The organism is Agrobacterium rosae, from assembly GCF_002915175.1.
Lineage (GTDB): Bacteria > Pseudomonadota > Alphaproteobacteria > Rhizobiales > Rhizobiaceae > Agrobacterium > Agrobacterium rosae.
Genome location: NZ_NXEJ01000013.1, coordinates 99,693 through 116,162, shown reverse-complemented (window position 1 = coordinate 116,162; position 16,470 = coordinate 99,693). Strand labels below are relative to the sequence as shown.

Genomic DNA, 16,470 nt, shown 5'->3' with positions numbered 1-16,470 from the left:
GGTGGAAATCACCGGCGGGGGACATTCATTCGGAAGGGGAACGAGGGACGCGGCTACTCCGCAGCGATCCCGTAAGCATCCTGCTCTTCGTCAGGATCGACGGCTTCGGGAGCGTCGTCGGCGCTGTCTGGAAGGTCGGCCTCGTCTTCGGGGGTGGCGAGGCCTTCTTCCTCACCAAGGGCGGAACCATCGACGTCTTCTTCTTCCGCGCTGTTGTCGTCCCTACCGTCATGACCCTTGGTGTCGCCATCGAGCACCTCACCACTCTTGATCAGATCCACGATGTCCTGCGGATCGGGCGCGAAGAGTGCGGCGGTGTGAACGAAGCGTTCTTGCCTGAAGTGGTCGACGAGAGCCGCGCGCGTCTCCCGCACCTTCTGGCGCGGAAGCACGTTGGCTTCCTTCGCAGCCGCTTCCATCGCCTGGCGAGACAGGCACAGCAGAAAGTCCTCCGAGCCCATGTTCGGCAGGAAGTTGTCGGCGCCGATCGCGTCGCCTGCGATCCGGGAGATCACGCCGCTGTTGGACATACCCCGGCGGCACGACAGCACATCGATCAGCATCGAACGCGCGGCCACGCGCAGCGTCTCCCCGTCGAAGGCGAGCCTGCCGTCTTCGCCGATCAGCCGGGCGGCGTGGCGCTTGAAACGCTTCGGTCCGAACACGGTATCGCTGGCGCCGGAATCGACGCGGACGTTCAGGCCGGCGAATGCAAGCACGAGCAGGGCCATCAGCATGTCGTCCTCGATCGGGGCGCGTCCAAGAGCCTCATGCAGGGCATCGGTGCGGAAGTCACCGATCATGTCCTGGCCTTTTTGGGTCACCTCCGGCCGGGACTTTGGTGCATCGACGACGGTGTCGTCAGTCTCGGGCAGACCGCCCGCAGTGGCCGCGCCACCTTTGCCTTTCTTCTTCTCCTCGGGTATCCTGTACGCTACCGACTGCACCTTGCCGTCACGGTCGAGATACATCCCGACGTGATCGGACTTGGACGGCTTGCCGTAAACGCGCTCCGCCTTCTTCGGCAGTTCCGGCTGACCCCAGTTGTTGACCTCGATGATCGCCCCCTTCTTCGGAAGGTTGCTCGTCATCCATTCCTGTTGGGCGCCGAGAAACGCTTCCACGTTGGTGGTGTAGCGGCTGTCCTGGTCGGCCGGGGCGAACAGATCCTCTACCCATTCGATGCCGTAGGCAGCGGCGAGATCATCCCCGAAGCTCGCATCCTTGGCGAACATGCGGGTCTTCGAGAGCGCCCGAGAAATATTGTACCAGTCGGCTCGCTCGGACTTTTTGGGCTTGTTTGCCTTCCACACCTCCTTCTGCTCATCGAGCGAGGCTGCGGCGATGGTCCGGAGCTGCTGCTCGTTCGGCATGTCGCCGAGCGCCATATGGTCGAGCATGGGAGGCAGCACATTGGCCAGGAGTCTGAGCTTCCTGATCTGGCGGACCGGCAGTGCGAGCGCCACGCCGATCGCTTCCTCGGTCCAGCCCAGCGCAACCAGGCGTTCGATGCCGCGCCATTGGTCGACGGGGTTGAGCGGCTCGCGGGCGATGTTTTCCACCATCGAGCGCATTGCACCGTTGTCGTTGGCAGCTTCGACGACGAGGACGGTGATTTCCTCCATTCCCGCTGCGATAGCCTGCTTCACGCGGCGGTGTCCGGCCTGGATGATGTAGCCATTGCCACCGTCGATTTCCGGTGAGATGACCGGCGGCTGGATGATGCCGACCGCTTTTACCGTCGCGAGCAACAGCGCGTCAGACTGCGGCGAGGATTTCGAGCGACGCGTGTCGTCGGGATTGTCCTTCAGCGCACGGGGATCGAGTTTGAGGATTTGCATGAGATTGGCTCCTTCCGGGATTGGTGAGCCGGCGCCTTGCCGGCCCTTTTCCGTCTTCAGTTCTTTCCGAAGACACTTCCCGGACCGCGGAGCGGACGGGCCCGTGCAACTGCGGCCGAGCATCCCTGCCCGGCTGGCCAAGCGGGGCTTACAGCCCTGCGCAGGACGATGGGCCGGGATTGCGCAGTGCCGCGGTTGAGCGCAAGCGTCAGCGGCCTGCCCGATCTGCGAGCAAGCTTCCCCCTTCCTTATTTTCTCATTTCAAAAGAGCGTCCGTGCGGGCAGATGTTGTCACGAGTGTCGCTTGTCAAGCCGCGATCCGCTCACCGACATCAGCCGCCAGGGCCGTCTCGACCTCGGCAAGCTGCCGGTGTTTTTCGGCCAGTTCCCCGGCGAATGCGAATTCACTGCCTTCGCCGCGCGACTGGTACGACGCCAACCTGCGGCGGGCGTCGCCGAGACGCTGGCGATAGCGCTCCCGCTCGCCATCGAAATCGTCGAGCGCGTGCTCGAGGCGTGAAACAGCCCCGAGCGGCGTCACCGTAACCGGAAGCTCGATCTCGTAGTCCGCGCCGGTTCGCTTCAGCATGGTGGTGTAGCGATAGCCATCCTTGCCATAACGTTGGCCGTGATATTCGAGCTCGAAACCGCCGATCGAGGCGATGACGGCCTCGCCCTCTGGGCTGAGCTGGACTAGGGTCAGGATCTCCTTCATGAGGGCGCGGCCCGCCTCCTTGCGTTCGGAGTAGTCTTTCCCCGCGACCGTCATGGTGAAGTCCTCGCCAGTGGTCGGAACCAGCCGCGTGATGTCCTGACCGATCTCCGCAATCCGCCGTGTCGACACCTCAATGTCGCGCTCGGCGTCGCGAAGCTGCCTGCGAACGGCGTGCTGGTCGTCGATATGCGCTGCACGAAGCCGTTCCAGCCGGGCGATGTCCGCTTCAAGCCCCGCCTTTTGCATGAGCCGCTGATCGCCCGACGCGATGGCTTTCGCCATTGCGAACTGGTTGGCCTGCCCCTCGCCTATATCTTCCAGCCGCCGGATCGAGGTGTCGCCGGAGAGCGCGGCAGCGATGAAGCGGGCCTTGCGCTCGTTGTTCTGCCACATCGTGGCATCGAGGCTGCCTTCGGTCGCGTAGGCGAAGATATCGACCTCGTCGTGCTGGTTGCCCTGCCGAACGATGCGGCCCTCACGCTGCTCGATCTGCGAGGGAAGCCAGGGGACGTCGAGATGGTGCAGCGCCTTCAGGCGGAGCTGGACGTTGACCCCGGTTCCCATCGTCTCCGACGAACCGATGAGGAACCGGACCCTGCCGGCCCGAACGTCGCCGAACAGGCGCTGCTTCGCCTCCGACTTCTTGAAGTCCTGCATGAAGGCGATCTCCGACGCCGGCACGCCTAGGCGGATCAGCTCGTCGCGAATCCAGCGATAGGCGGAGAAGCCCCTCGTCTTTTCGACGCTGATGGTGCCCAGGTCGGAAAAAATCATCTGCGCAGCACCTGGCACCTCGAACGGCTTGCTGTCATGACGGAGATAGACGCTGCCTGCCGTCGCCTTCCAGATGCGGAAGGCGTTCGAGACGAGATTGTTGAGCTTGTTGTCTGGCTCGTTGTCATTGTCGGCGTCGACCAGACGCAGGTCGATCGCCGCATGCCGGCCATCGGTGATAACGGAGAGCAGGATGTCGTCGCCCGGCTGCGGCGGCCGCTCGCGCTCCTCGATCGCCTTGATGCGCTCGGCCAGCACCATCTGGTGGTGCTTGAACGCCTGCGTCGGCTTCGACGTGACGATCTGGCGCCTGCCGGTCGAGATCGCCGGCACCTTTACATACTCGCGCAAATCCGCCGGCATCACGACATCCGCGAAGCTCCGGAACATCGCGATCAGCTCGGGCACGTTGACGAAGCTCGCGAAGCGGGAGACCGGCTTGTACTTGCCGGATGGCTGAAGCTCCAGTTCGGTGGTGGTGTCGCCGAACGTCGACGCCCAGGCATCGAACTCGTGCAGGCCACGCTCCTCCAGCGCGGCATGGCCCATCAGCCGCTGGACCGAGAACATTTCGCCGAGCGTGTTGGTGATCGGCGTGCCCGACGCAAGCACGAGCGCCCGGCCGGGATTGATCGTCTCGATGAAGCGCGACTTCACATAGAGGTCCCAGGCCCGCTGCGAGCCGTTCGGATCGACCCCCTTCAACGTACTCATATTGGTGGCAAAGGAGAGCTTGCGGAACTCCTGCGCCTCGTCGACGATGATCTGGTCGACGCCGATCTCGGCGATCGTGAGAAGATCATCCTTGCGGGTGGAAAGCGCTTCGAGCCGCTCCTGCAGGCCTTCCTTCAGGCGCTCCAGCCGTTTGCGGGACACCCGGTCTTCATCCTCGACCTTCAGCAGCAGGGTCTCGTAGAGCTCCAGCTCATCGTGAATCATTTGGCTTTCAAATGCCGCCGGCACGCCGATGAACCTGAAGGCGGAATGCGTGATGATGATCGCATCCCAGGTCGCCGTCGCCGCGCGCGACAGGAACCGGGCCCGCTTGTCCTTCGAAAAATTCGTCTCGTCGGCAACGAGGATACGAGCCGTTGGATAGAGCGCCAGGAACTCGCGTGCCGCCTGCGCAAGGCAATGCCCCGGCACGACCTGCATCGCCTTGGCGATCAGGCCGAGACGCCGCTGCTCCATGATGCTTGCCGCCATCGTCATGGTTTTGCCGGCGCCGACGGCATGGGCAAGATAGGTCGAGCCGGACGAGATGATCCTCCAGATCCCGCGCTTTTGGTGTCCATAAAGAACAAAGGCGCCCGAGGCGCCTGGAAGGTTGAGATGATCTCCGCTGAACTTTCGCGGTGCGATGTTGTTGAAGCGGTCATTATAGACGCGCGCGAGCCGGTCGGTGCGATCGGGATCAGACCATATCCAGCGCTGGAAGGCGTCCTTGATCTTGTGAAGCTTTTCCTTTGCAGCCTCGGTATCGACGACGTTGAGAACCCGCCTTTCGCTGTCGCCATCCCTGATCGTATCGAAGATCTGCGGCACCCGGCTGTTCAGGGCATCGGACAGCAGTTCGCCTGCGTGGCGGCGGTCCGTTCCCCATTCGGACGTTCCCGCGGCCAGATAGCCGAGCTGTCGGGCCTCGACGGTCCATGACGCCAGTTCGGGCATATGATGGATCCGGATATCGGTTCCCATCATCTCCTTGACGAAGGCGACGACGTCGGCGGCCGGTATCCATGGAGCGCCTAGACGGGCGGTGATGTCGGAAGGTCGAAGATCGACCGGCTGAACGCCCGCCAGAGCGGTGACGTTACGGTTATAGACGGGATCGAGCGCGGCCGCGGCTTCAGCAACCTTGAGTTTGTCGCGAACCGGACCGGACAGATAGGCGTCGGCCATCTGCCACGAGCCATCGGCGGGATCGCGGAAGATCGCATTGCCGAGCTCAGCGACGACATCGTCTGGATCACGGTGCAGAAGTTCCGCGATATGGTCGAGATCGACGCGCCCGCGTTCGTTGAGCACCACGGCGAGTGCATCTGCTGCACTGGTGATGACAGGCGGTGCGGGCGGCGAGATGACGCGCTCGGTGAAGATCGCGCCGGGCTTCGCGGTGTCGTTTTCGAGGTCGTAGTCCTCAATCGAGGCGACCAGCCAGCAATCGGGATCGTCCGCGAACGGTTGCAGGTTCGGGCGGCGATGGCTCTCGCGTGTCTCGCCAGACTCCGGATCCTCGGTGATCGAGACCGTGGTGTGGTTGATCGGACCGAAGTCGCGCACGAAGCTCGACCAGGCGATGCGCAGCCTGACCTGCAAATCCTTCCAGGGCCGGTCCTGCTCCTGGGCTTTCAGCACCTCACGGACGGCGTCGCGTATTGGAATGAGCTTCCGGATGATGCGGACATGCTTCTCCGGGATGCCGTCAGCATTGCGACCCTTGCGGACTTTTAGAGCAACGGGCTCGCCGTCGATGACCTGCATGAGGCCGCGGGCATTGTCGAAGAAGAAGCTGCCTTCACGCACGTGCCGGTCGGACGGCAGGTCGACGGGGGCCGCGTCGATCGCATCCTCCAGACCGAGATCGAGATCGATGTCGGTCGGCTCCCCGTCATAGCGGCCTTCTGGAAGGAGATGGACGGCGGCCGACAGCGCGGCGACGAGGTCCTCGCCATCGCGGGCAACGCATGTATAGGTCTCGCCGAAGGGGCCGGAGGTCTGCGCATGGGTGCCGAGCACGAAATCCGGATGCCGCGCGAACCATCTGTTCACCCGGATGGCGCCCTCGTCGCCGGTCGCTGGCCGCACCTCCTCGATGTCGAGCCACGAGAGATCGCCCTCGGGCTCGGCGACCTTGCGCTTGCGGAAGAAAAGGATGTCCACGACGACGTCCGTGCCTGCGTCGGCTCGGAAACTGCCTTCTGGCAGGCGGATAGCCGCAATCAGATCCGCGGTCGTCGCGATATGTTGGCGCGCCGCCGAATCCGCCTTGTCCATCGTGCCGGAGCTCGTGACAAAGGCGGCGAAAGCGCCCGGCTTCAACAGGTCGATCGACCGGGCGACGAAGTAGTCGTGAAGTCTCAGACCGAGCGAGCGATAAGCCCGGTCTGATCGCACGGTCCGGTCGGAGAACGGCGGATTGCCGATGGCGAGGTCGAAGCTCGCTGGCAATTCCGTGCGCGCAAAATCTCCAGTGAGGATCCGCGCGCGCGGCTGCAACAGCCGGACGATGCATGCCGTTACGGGATCGAGTTCAACGCCGGTGACGTGCGACAGATCACGAAGCGCTTCCGGCATCAGCGCCGGAAACAGGCCTGTGCCGATTCCCGGCTCCAGCACCCGGCCGCCGCGCCATCCGAGGCGCTGAAGCCCTGACCATATCGCCCTGACGATGAACTCCGGTGTGAAATGGGCATACTGGGTGCAGCGGGCAAGCGACGCATAGTCGGTCTCGCCGACCGCATCCTCCAGATCGGAACCGATCTCGTCCCAGCCCTTGCGGAATTCGAGCTCGCCCGGACGGCGGAAGACGCCGTTGGCAAGATCGGACGCGCCGAAGCCGGTGAAGCGGATCAGCGTCTCCTGTTCCTCGCGCGTCGCAGGACGTTCGCTCGCCTCGATCTCGGCAGCGAGCCGGATCGCTGCAATATTGTCGCGCGCACGGTCCTTCCAGCTGCGGGCGAGACCACGGTCATCGGCGAGATTGAAGTTCAGGCCACGGGCACGGCACTGCCGGGACGACGGTCGCACGACTGAGGCGATCGGCAAAGCCGGCGCTGGAGTTGTAGGATCGGGATCATCGTCTGGTTCGAAGTTGCTGCCGAAGGCCGTCACGCCAAGGCCGAGGCCGGACGAAAGCGCAGTGCTGCCGAAAAGATCGATGGTGAAGTGCTCGTCATGTGACATGCTGAAATCTCCTGGGTGAAGGCGCGCGTCGCCGTCCCGCTGGAAGGTTCCAGTCGGCCGGCGACATGCGTGGGATGAGGGGGATTGGGTGGGCTTGACCGCCGCCAGATGGCGACTGTCGAAGGATCGCTAGTTTCGCTCGATCACGAAGAGCTGCATCGAGTCCTGCAGGAACGCGATCTTCAGATGCGTGCAGCCGGGGCTTGCCGCGATCAGTTTCACGAGCATGGCGCCATCGAGAAACTCGACGCCGTCATCGCCGCCGAAATGCTGGCGCTTGTAGTGCCAGTAGTCAGGGTTGGTCTTCGGATCGCACTCTTCGGCATAGACGACGAACGGCCGCTGCCCTGCGGCGAGCTTACCATTGGAGAGGATGTAGACGCCCTCGTCGCCGACCAACCAAAGACCGGGCTTCTCATCGCGGCCCGGAAACACTCCGTAGTGGGGATTGCGGAAACCGCCGTTGAGGTAGGCGTCCAGCCGTCCGTGCATCATGACGACGCGGATGTCCGTCACGGAAAAGGTGAACATCGCCGCCTCCCGTCAAGCCGCGATCGCGTCGGGGAGGTACCGCAGATGCACCGGCAGCTTCGACGCGATCTCCGCATCCGTGAGGTCGTCGAGCAGCTTCAGGCGGGTGCCCTGGCGTCCGCCGTAGAACAGCACGGTCCGCTTGCCGTGGTCGTGTTCCGGCCAGCGCTCGCCGGCATAGCCGCGATAGTCATCGTGGGTGCTCGACCAGATGTGGTCCAGGCGTTCCTCGCGCGTCATTGCCCGAACGGGCCGGGTTTCCCGCTCTGCGATTGCGCCGCGCATTCGCTCGGGCGAACCCTTGTCGGACAAGTCGCAATAGGCATGGAAATACCGCATGCGGTCATCGATCTTCAGGGTGAAGAAAATACTCGTGATGTTGCCGGTGAGGAACTCGCGCATGGCGAACATGTCGCCTCGCATGAACAGCGGCGGCAGGATCTCGAACATGTAGTCGTGCTGGGCTTGGGCGATTTCGAACCATTCGCCTCGATAGAGCGCGCTATCGTCACCCTCCCAACGGTTCGGGCGTTGCGCGTGGCGGTCGAACATGCGGAACATCTGCCGGCGGTCGGCGATGCCTTCAAAGACTTTTCGTATCGAAGAGACGGTCATGGGCAGGCTCCTTTCAGCCTTATCGGGAAGGACACGCGGCTCATCCTCGCGATGTCGCCATCCTCTTCAGCCCTTCCTGACCCCTCCTTGGCGCCGCCTCTCCGCCCGGACGGGTCAAGGGCCGCGCAGCGGGCGAAGCTTTACCCTTGACGCGGCTGGCGGGCATGCGGCAGCCGGCCTTCCCCTTCCCTTCCCCTTCCCCTCTTCCTTCCCCTCCTTGGTATTTCATTCAGGTGAAATCAGCTCACAGGCTGTTTCAATCACTCGTCTTATCATACTTGGGGCTGATTATTTGGCGTTGATAATCAGGGTGTAAACTGATAATTTGTACGCAACAATCAGCCTGTTGTCTGATGATCAGCCGCGGTAGAAAGTTGAACGATGAAGGACGACGCAAGAAAGCGAGCGCGCAGAAGGCTTGACGAGCGCCTTCGCGGGCTGCAGCCGGCAGAGGGTTTCAGGGCACCGCCAAAAGGATGGGTCCGGGCGTTGCGCGACGCGCTCGGCATGACAGGAGCGCAGCTCGGCTCAAGGATGGGAATCCGGCCCCAGACCGTGGAAGCGATCGAGAAGTCGGAGGCATCCGGAACAATCCAGCTCAGTACGTTGCGGCGTGCGGCAGAGGCACTCGACTGCACGCTGGTCTACGCATTGGTCCCGAATACGTCGCTCGAGACCGCCGTCAATGAGCGCGCGCGCAAGATCGCAATGCGCGAACTGCAACGGGTCGCACACACAATGCGCCTCGAAGCGCAGGGAACAGACAATGGCGATCTTGAAGCCCGTCTCCAGGCCTACATCCGCGACCAGCTTTCCGAGCGCGACCTCTGGTCAGAAAGATGACCGACCTCTTCCAAGAACCCGAGGACGCAACACCGCTCGAGCCGCAGGAGCGCGAGGGCCTGCTTCAAAGCTGGATCACCCACAGGCAGGATCTCAACGAGGCGGAACAGGAGAACATCGTCGAGGGTGCCGCCTGGGCGCGTGGACGACGGCGCATGCCGGTCGGCAGGATGCTGACCGAAACCTTCATGCGTACATTGCACCGACGCATGTTCGGCGAGGTCTGGCAATGGGCAGGCAGCTTCCGAACGACGGAGCGCAATATCGGCATCCAGGCCTACCGAATTCCGGTCGAACTCACGGCACGGCTCGATGACGTTCGGTATTGGGTCGACCATGAGATATTCGCGCCGGACGAGATCGCAATCAGATTCCACCATCGTCTTGTCGCCATCCACCCGTTTCCGAACGGCAATGGGCGCCATTCGCGTCTGGCTGCCGATCTGCTCGTGGAAAAACTGGGCGCCGAGCCCTTCAGCTGGGGTAGCGGAAGCCTGGGCGACGTGGGAAATCTGCGCACCCGGTACGTCGCGGCACTGCAGGCCGCGGATAATCACGACATCGCGCCTCTCCTCGAATTCGCGCGCAGCTGAGCGCAAAGGTCCTCGTTCCAGTCCTCGTGGTGGGGACGGTGGCGCTCAAATCTGCAGTCGGCGTCCCGGGCAATTGCTTCCAATCGATCAGCGTAGACATCGCCCTGCGCGTTATTATCCGTGGCGGCGACCACCGACATACCCTTCCGCGCCGCCAATAAACGGATCGCCGCATCGGTGGCAGGTGCCCAGCCGCCGCCGGTACTGAAATAGAGGCTATCACGCCGATTACTCTCCAGCGCGGCAAGGCTCATGGCGTCGATGGCAGCTTCCGTCACGCAAAGGCGCGGCGCGTGGATCGCGCCGAACCTGAACAGCACTTTCGCTCCCCCGGTCGAAAAGCCACGCCACTCCGGCCCGCGTTCTTCCCAGCCGGTGACGGCGCCCTCGCTGTCACGGTGCGCGGCCCACATACTGCCGCGCGGACCTTCGCGCACGAGATCATGCCGGAGCGCTGCGCGGATGGTTGCTTCCGGAACGCAGCGTTCGTCGCGGAGATAGCGCCAGGTCATCGAGCCCGGCCACGGCTTGCGCCGCTTCGTCCATCGTTCTGAAACTCCGGCCGGCAGATCGATCTCGCGCGCAGCGTGGGTCCAGACCGGCTCCTTCGGGACGAAGTCGACCAGCGATGCGACATGGTCGAGGGCTTCGACAAAGGGCACTCGGTCGAGATGCTCGACAAGACCGAACACGTCACCCTTGGCATCGGACAGCGGATCGAACCAGCCCCTGCCCTCGTGAATCACGATGATTATGGCCCCGCCGCCGCGGAATTTGACCGCCCTGCGGGTGCTCTCCTTCAGGTCGATGGCAAACCCAGCCTTCTCCAGCACGGCAGCGCATTGCACCCGATCCCTGAGGTCTTCCAGTTCCTTCTTTTCCATTTTTCTTCCCGACGCGCATTGCGTCCGCCCTTCCTTCTGTTTCCATTTCCATTTCCCCGCACCCGCGGGCTCCTCTCCGGACGCCGCGAAGAGCAAAGAAGGCAAGGGCGCGGCTGGCAACCTGCAGATCTGCACCTTGCGCTGACGGATCGTGCAGCCGCGGCGCAGCTTCCCTTGCCGCCTGCCGCTCGCAAGCGGCACGAGGGAGAAGGGTCTCAATGAGACCCGCCCGGAACGTATTCATGCACGATCACCAGATCGTCTTCGTCATCGAGTTCGTCGCTCGGGAGAACGCCGAACTCGTCGCCGGACCGGAAGAGCGTGACCGGAACCATCAGAGTGCGGGAAAGCTGAAAGGCGTGGTTTTGGGCAAGGGAAAGATCGGTGTTCATCTGAAGGCTCCATCTTTGGAGCGGGCCATTCCCGCTCGATGGCTCCCGTCAGTGTCCGGAACCGGTCGCGATCACCGCGAGGGCGAAGCCGAGCGGCGGCAGCTTGCTAGCCGACCCCGCAGCGGGTTGATCGTCGGAGATCCGGGGCCGGACCAGGAAGCCATCCATCAAGAGCGGAATGGCACGTCTCCTATGGACCTCGTTCAACCGACAATGATCATGCGGGAGCAAACCTTATAGCGAATGCGGATCTCTCCGAGATCTGCTCTCCTCAGAGGCCGGTTTTGGTATCAATTCGGAAGCGCGGTAAGACTGAGCTGGTGAGAAGAGCGGAAGAAATTGGAACGCGTGATGAAAAGCGAGGACATTGCCGTACTGGCTCAACAGCTAAAGGAGCAGGAGTGAAAGCATGGGTTCGAACGCTTGCGTCTAGAGGCCCGGGGCGAGGACCCTTATTAGTTGTGCATCACTCGCGGAGATCGCCATGACCTTAGTCTGAAATAATCGTCAGCTTTACCGTTCAGCAGGTCAGCCTCGATATCAAAGGCTGACTGCACGATTGAGTCCATTTCCCTTTCGCGATCTACTGCGAAATAACGCTCCTCAAGTCTGCGCTGCTGTATTTCGATGGAATCCCGCCAGTAGCGGGTTCCTTTTATGTCAGTATGTGTCTCGACATATCTAGCCAGGGGACCGCCACGTTCCCGACGCATGTAGCCCGGGCAGGCGCAGCAAAACTCGTAGAGCTTGTCGTCGCTCGTTGCGATCCAGACATCATGCTCGATGATGCCGAAGTTGAACTGCTCGCGCGAATTGTTCACGATATCTGCAGCAGCAATCAGCTTCAGGTCGTTAGCTCCATTCAAAGCGATGCGCTCCAGTACTTTGTCGGGTGTCAAGCCTTTGCCGCCACCCTTTTTCAGTTTCACGAAGTTGTTTGTGATAGCTACTTTCCGCGTCCTGAGTTGGTCAGTTAAGCCATTTTCGGGGGCGAAGACATATCGAGCGATCGTCAGTTCCTTGAGACTGATGAGATCCAGCACCTCGGCGCAATAATCGATGTAGAGGGCGAATTTTTCCAGGCCATTCAACGCCTCTAATCGATGTATGACGTTCATAGCGAGCAGCGAAGCATATGAGCACGAGATTGCCTTCTGACGCTCCAGCGACAGCGCGCTAAAATGCTCAGGGTCCATCTTTCCACCAGCATACGGAACCTTCATCGAGTTTGGGTCCTCACGGAAATTTGGCAGATAGTCTGCAAGAAACCTGTCGAACGCTGCTTCAACGTCGCCTCGACGCGCTGGGGGCAGTTCTTGGTAAGCCGCTGCGGGCGAGATGAATACGCCATACCTGGAGGTCTTCTCGATGAGTCTCGCGAGTTCCAGAACACCAGCATTCTTAAGTTCCTGGTGTCGCTGGCCGGTCTTATAGGCGCTTTCGATTGCAATCAGGATATTGGTGTCGAACATAATATTGGTTTGTCGACCATTCCGATGGTTTTCTCGGATGGCATCCCTGTCGAGGTTGATAATTTCGGTTGAGTTCGACGACGATTTGAAAGCGCGTATCATGAGGTTCTCTGTTTTATGCTCTGCGTAGTTCTCGGTCCCGAAATCTGGGTCTTCTTGTCGATACCAATCTTCCGCTGGCCTCTCCTGTATAATAATCTGATGATCTAAACTTAACCTCGGGCTCAGACAGCGATTTTTGTTCTGGAAATTGCGCTCAAGCTTTATTTTGCTTTAAAATTGCTGCGAGCGGACTGACAACTCCCTGGGCGCCACCGCGCCTCAGGATGGGGAAAATCAATGGAAGTTCCGGCTTTTGATTTTCAGCGTATCAATGTGAAGATCGGGCGCTTATCCCGAGCCGGAGACTATGCCGAGCCCGTTCCTTAAAGCCCGAGATTTCAGGTGAAGCCGCCTGGCAAGCTCGGCATATTTCAGACCACTTGAAGGTAAGCCGCGACCCATTGCAGCCATCTTTTATGATCAATACTGTCTCGATCGAGCCGTCTGGTGAAGGAGCGATCAATGTCTGAAACACCCTGGTTGGCAAAGGCGAAGCGTCTCCAAGCGATAGCTTCGACCGGGCATTCGTTCTGCAAAGATGAGTTTGATCGTGAACGCTACGAGGAAATCGCAGCAATAGCGAACGCCATGTTGGCTGATCTCGCCGATGTTCCGGTGGAACGCATTCGCGACTTGGTCTCTGACTTTGCCAAAGGGTATGCCACGCCTAAAATCGACGTTCGCGCAGCTCTGATCGAAAATGGCAAAATACTGCTTGTGCGCGAGAGATCCGACGGTCTGTGGACGCTTCCGGGAGGCTTTGCAGACGTAGGGCTTTCGGCCTCCGAGAATGTAGTAAAGGAGGTACGGGAAGAAGCTGGTATCGCCGTTTCGGTGTGTCAGCTCTACAGCGTTCGCCACAAGGCCAAGAGCAGTTATGAGCCAGATGCGCGGGACTTTTACAAGATGTTCTTCCTTTGCCGCCGAACGGGTGAACTGACGCTGACAAGCGGGCTGGAAACCAGCGAAGTTTCTTTCTTCGAACGCGGCCGACTTCCACCATTATCGCGAAGCCGCTCCATTGAGCGCGACGTCGAGCTGGCCTTCGAATTCAAAGACGGTCGCCAAACGATAGCCGTTATTGATTGAACATATTTACAGTGTTCCGATGAACATTTCCGGCGCAAGGATACTACCATCAAACATTTAGAGAACGGGTCTGCTGGCGCCGCAGGATAGCCTGCGGCGTCAAGTTGCTAAAGGTTGTCAAGAAACGACAAGAGTTTATCGTTAGCTTTGAAGCGACAGAAAGGCTGCTTGCTCAGCGAGGCAACCTTTGCAAGTGCGGCCCCCTTGATCGCCAGATGCGCATGAAGGTAGGCTTGGGTGGAGCGTGTGGATTCGTGGCCAAGCCAAAGTGAGATGACAGTGCTGTCCACCCCCGCATCCAGCAATTCCATCGCCGCACTGTGACGAAGAACGTGCGGTGAAATGCGCTTGGCTCGCAATGACGGGTATTGCTGTGCCGCCTGCTTCACATGCTTCGCCAGCAGATATTGAACCGCGTCCGGACTCATCCGAGATCCATGCACGGTCGGGAAGAGGATGTCGGACTGGCCCAATCTTGGCTCGTCCAGCCATTGTTTAAGCACGGAACTCAGAATTTTGGTGAGCGGAGTGACGCGCTCCTTCCGTCCTTTTCCGAAACATCTAATATGCGCGCCAGTGTCCAGGGTGACAGCGCCGCGATCGAGGCCGACCAGTTCGGAGAGCCGCATGCCCGTCTGTATTGCCGTCAGGAGGAGGCAGCAGTCGCGGCGACCGATCCATAATCGCCTGTCCGGTGCTGCCAGGAGCGCCTTGATCTCATCCCGGACAAGGAACTGTACCTCGCGCCTCGTGCCGATCTTGCCGGGGATGGCGAGCACGCGTTGGATCTGATGGCTAAAGGTAGGCTCCTCGAATGCAAGGAACCGAAAGAAGGCTCGAATAGCGGTAAGCCTGAGATTGTAGGTGGCGGTGCCCGATCGTCTTTCTGCGGTGAAGTCATCCAGGAATGCTATGACGAGCTCTGCGTCGAAATCTTCAAGCATCAGGGATGATGGCTGCTTGCCCGTCTTGCGGTGGGCGAACCTCAAAAAGAGCTTGAAGGTGTCGCGGTAGGAGGCGACGGTATGCGTGCTGACATTGCGTTGGCGCATTAGCCGCTGTGTAAAGAAGCGCTCGATAAGACGTGGAAGCGAACTGGTCATTGTGCCGCCTCCCATCGCGCGTCGAGACGGAGTTTGGCTTGCTCCAGAAGATCGGGATGTGCGCTTAGATACCAGTATGTGTCGGCCACCTTTCCATGGCCGAGATATGTCGAAAGTTCCGGGATTCGACGATCGACGTTCTCAACGTTCCTGTACCAGTCCAGAAGTGTGCGCACCGCGAAGGTATGGCGAAGATCGTGAATCCTTGGCCCCTCTGTCTCGGAAGCTCCCCGCAGTCGGGCCTCACGGGTCCAGAGAATGAAGGAGAAATGAGGGTTGGCATGGTTCAGACCCCGCCCACGATCCCCTGTGAAGAAGAACCTGCTGGCGCGCGGGTCGGCAGACGATCTCGCTCATCAGAATACCGTCGGAGTGCGTCCCAGGTGCTGCGATGCAAAGGTATGTGTCGGCTCTTACCGCTTCAAGCGTTGAAGGACTGACCTTGAATTGCCACAGGCGACGTTTTTGATGCCATCATTTCGTAGCCGGATCTGGAGAAGAGCGCCCGAAAATCCGCTGACTCTACGTCGGGTCCCACTCCGCGCTCAACCGAATTCCGAATGCACCTTCCGATGCTCGGACCGAGGTTGTGACACTGGTCGCCCAGAACCTTGAGCGCAAAGACCAAGAGACTGCAGAAATAACAATGCGAGATCAGGCCATCATTTAAAGCGCAAAGTCTCTGCCGATCATTCGCGTGGCCTGGGCGGTCGCTTTACACGGGGCGAAGATAATGATGCAGCAGCAGCCCGCCGATGGGGAGGGAAGCTGGATCATACTTAAAAGACACATTTTGAGGTTGACCGTAGTAGGTTTACGCACTATGTTGCCCCGTAGTCGTACTACGGAGTTTATATGGGCGACAGGACAGTCACGGACCGCATGAAGCGGCAGCGCGAACTGCGCGCGGCGGAAGGATGGCAGAAGGTGACCGTATGGGTTCCAACCGTGGTAGATGCCGAAGATGTCAAGAAACTCGCTGCCGAGCGCCGGGCCAGGGCCGAAGCGCTCGCCGGCCTTAGCGAAGAGGTGCCTAAAGTGAACGTCGACACAGCCGAACGGATCGCGAGGGCGATCGCCGAGCATGGCTCCAAGGCTTACAATACGCCCTCGGGCGCCGTCCTCGAATTGATGAAAGAACTCGCCAAGGAAGATGATTTGGAAAGTCTCGCGAGTGCGTTCGTCATCATAGCAAGGGCAAAGCCAACCAACGCAAAATTCATTACCGCACGCGTGCCGGCCATGATCAGCGAGTTTCTTATCCGCCATCGCGGAATCGACGGGGGTGCGATGGGCAAATGGGGCATGTCAAACCCGGGCTGGGCCGATGAGATCAAGGCGGCCATACGCGAACCGGAACGGTTCCCGCAGGTTGTCGACGCCCTGGCGCAAACCATTAAGCGCAGTCAGACCGTGCAATAATGCGAGAAGCGGACGTCGAGCATTCGCAAATTCCGGAAAGGGGTTCGCCTTACAGCGGCAACATCCGAGCAACTCTGTTGCTAGCGGCTGCACGAATCATATCTTAGAAATTGAAACACCAGGTGAGGACTGGCCTGACCTGGTGCACAAATATCGGTGTCGAAGGCGCATGGCAAGCCAGTGGGGCC

Annotated in this window: 12 protein-coding genes; 5 read left to right on the top strand and 7 right to left on the bottom strand. The window is 60.5% G+C overall.

Annotation, left to right across the window (positions count from 1 at the left end; all coding sequences use genetic code 11):
* Positions 1-53: 53 nt before the first annotated feature.
* From CPJ18_RS24965 to CPJ18_RS24950, 4 genes are all read right to left on the bottom strand, one after another.
* A complete protein-coding gene (locus tag CPJ18_RS24965; protein WP_099086238.1) occupies positions 54-1,841 on the bottom strand; it encodes a ParB N-terminal domain-containing protein in 1,788 nt (595 codons plus the stop codon).
* A gap of 307 nt (positions 1,842-2,148) precedes the next feature.
* Entirely contained in the window at positions 2,149-7,236 is a 5,088-nt protein-coding gene (locus CPJ18_RS24960) for a lactate dehydrogenase (RefSeq protein WP_099086239.1), read from the bottom strand.
* Positions 7,237-7,365: 129 nt separating this feature from the next.
* Positions 7,366-7,767 carry a DUF3085 domain-containing protein gene (locus tag CPJ18_RS24955; protein WP_065698707.1) on the bottom strand — a complete coding sequence of 134 codons (402 nt, stop codon included), beginning with the start codon at positions 7,765-7,767 and terminating at the stop codon, positions 7,366-7,368.
* A 12-nt stretch (positions 7,768-7,779) separates the two neighbouring features.
* Positions 7,780-8,382 (bottom strand): DUF1419 domain-containing protein, encoded by a 603-nt coding sequence (locus CPJ18_RS24950; RefSeq protein WP_065698706.1) that lies wholly within the window; start codon positions 8,380-8,382, stop codon positions 7,780-7,782.
* Between the two features lie 381 nt (positions 8,383-8,763).
* Here CPJ18_RS24950 and CPJ18_RS24945 point away from each other — a divergent pair, with 381 nt between their 5' ends.
* Entirely contained in the window at positions 8,764-9,225 is a 462-nt protein-coding gene (locus tag CPJ18_RS24945) for a mobile mystery protein A (protein WP_065698705.1), read from the top strand.
* Positions 9,222-9,818, top strand: a complete 597-nt coding sequence (locus tag CPJ18_RS24940) for a mobile mystery protein B (RefSeq protein ID WP_065698704.1) — start codon at positions 9,222-9,224, stop codon at positions 9,816-9,818. Before CPJ18_RS24945 ends, CPJ18_RS24940 begins: the two co-directional genes overlap by 4 nt.
* Here the strand turns inward: CPJ18_RS24940 and CPJ18_RS24935 are convergent.
* On the bottom strand, positions 9,779-10,702 hold the full coding sequence (locus tag CPJ18_RS24935) for a DUF3991 and toprim domain-containing protein (protein ID WP_065698703.1): 924 nt from the start codon (positions 10,700-10,702) through the stop codon (positions 9,779-9,781). The genes CPJ18_RS24940 and CPJ18_RS24935 overlap by 40 nt on opposite strands.
* Positions 10,703-10,944: 242 nt before the next feature.
* On the opposite strand from CPJ18_RS24935, the gene CPJ18_RS24930 reads away from it, so the two are divergent.
* Positions 10,945-11,334, top strand: a complete 390-nt coding sequence (locus tag CPJ18_RS24930) for a hypothetical protein (protein ID WP_137006661.1) — start codon at positions 10,945-10,947, stop codon at positions 11,332-11,334.
* Positions 11,335-11,549: 215 nt separating this feature from the next.
* Here CPJ18_RS24930 and CPJ18_RS24925 read toward each other — a convergent pair whose 3' ends face one another.
* Positions 11,550-12,668: a hypothetical protein gene (locus CPJ18_RS24925; RefSeq protein ID WP_065698701.1), complete on the bottom strand. Its 1,119-nt coding sequence runs from the start codon at positions 12,666-12,668 to the stop codon at positions 11,550-11,552.
* Between the two features lie 462 nt (positions 12,669-13,130).
* On the opposite strand from CPJ18_RS24925, the gene CPJ18_RS24920 reads away from it, so the two are divergent.
* Entirely contained in the window at positions 13,131-13,757 is a 627-nt protein-coding gene (locus CPJ18_RS24920) for an NUDIX hydrolase (RefSeq protein WP_010891604.1), read from the top strand.
* A 107-nt stretch (positions 13,758-13,864) separates the two neighbouring features.
* Here CPJ18_RS24920 and CPJ18_RS24915 read toward each other — a convergent pair whose 3' ends face one another.
* Positions 13,865-14,860, bottom strand: coding sequence for a tyrosine-type recombinase/integrase (locus CPJ18_RS24915; protein WP_065698726.1), 996 nt, complete (start codon positions 14,858-14,860; stop codon positions 13,865-13,867).
* 855 nt (positions 14,861-15,715) lie between these two features.
* On the opposite strand from CPJ18_RS24915, the gene CPJ18_RS24905 reads away from it, so the two are divergent.
* Positions 15,716-16,282, top strand: coding sequence for a hypothetical protein (locus CPJ18_RS24905; RefSeq protein WP_010891606.1), 567 nt, complete (start codon positions 15,716-15,718; stop codon positions 16,280-16,282).
* The last annotated feature ends 188 nt before the right edge of the window (positions 16,283-16,470 follow it).

Excerpts from the sequence above, each read along its gene's own strand:
- CPJ18_RS24965 (WP_099086238.1), bottom strand. The coding sequence starts at position 1,841 with ATGCAAATCCTCAAACTCGATCCCCGTGCGCTGAAGGACAATCCCGAC.
- CPJ18_RS24960 (WP_099086239.1), bottom strand. The coding sequence starts at position 7,236 with ATGTCACATGACGAGCACTTCACCATCGATCTTTTCGGCAGCACTGCG.
- CPJ18_RS24955 (WP_065698707.1), bottom strand. The coding sequence starts at position 7,767 with ATGTTCACCTTTTCCGTGACGGACATCCGCGTCGTCATGATGCACGGA.
- CPJ18_RS24950 (WP_065698706.1), bottom strand. The coding sequence starts at position 8,382 with ATGACCGTCTCTTCGATACGAAAAGTCTTTGAAGGCATCGCCGACCGC.
- CPJ18_RS24945 (WP_065698705.1), top strand. The coding sequence starts at position 8,764 with ATGAAGGACGACGCAAGAAAGCGAGCGCGCAGAAGGCTTGACGAGCGC.
- CPJ18_RS24940 (WP_065698704.1), top strand. The coding sequence starts at position 9,222 with ATGACCGACCTCTTCCAAGAACCCGAGGACGCAACACCGCTCGAGCCG.
- CPJ18_RS24935 (WP_065698703.1), bottom strand. The coding sequence starts at position 10,702 with ATGGAAAAGAAGGAACTGGAAGACCTCAGGGATCGGGTGCAATGCGCT.
- CPJ18_RS24930 (WP_137006661.1), top strand. The coding sequence starts at position 10,945 with ATGCACGATCACCAGATCGTCTTCGTCATCGAGTTCGTCGCTCGGGAG.
- CPJ18_RS24925 (WP_065698701.1), bottom strand. The coding sequence starts at position 12,668 with ATGATACGCGCTTTCAAATCGTCGTCGAACTCAACCGAAATTATCAAC.
- CPJ18_RS24920 (WP_010891604.1), top strand. The coding sequence starts at position 13,131 with ATGTCTGAAACACCCTGGTTGGCAAAGGCGAAGCGTCTCCAAGCGATA.
- CPJ18_RS24915 (WP_065698726.1), bottom strand. The coding sequence starts at position 14,860 with ATGACCAGTTCGCTTCCACGTCTTATCGAGCGCTTCTTTACACAGCGG.
- CPJ18_RS24905 (WP_010891606.1), top strand. The coding sequence starts at position 15,716 with ATGGGCGACAGGACAGTCACGGACCGCATGAAGCGGCAGCGCGAACTG.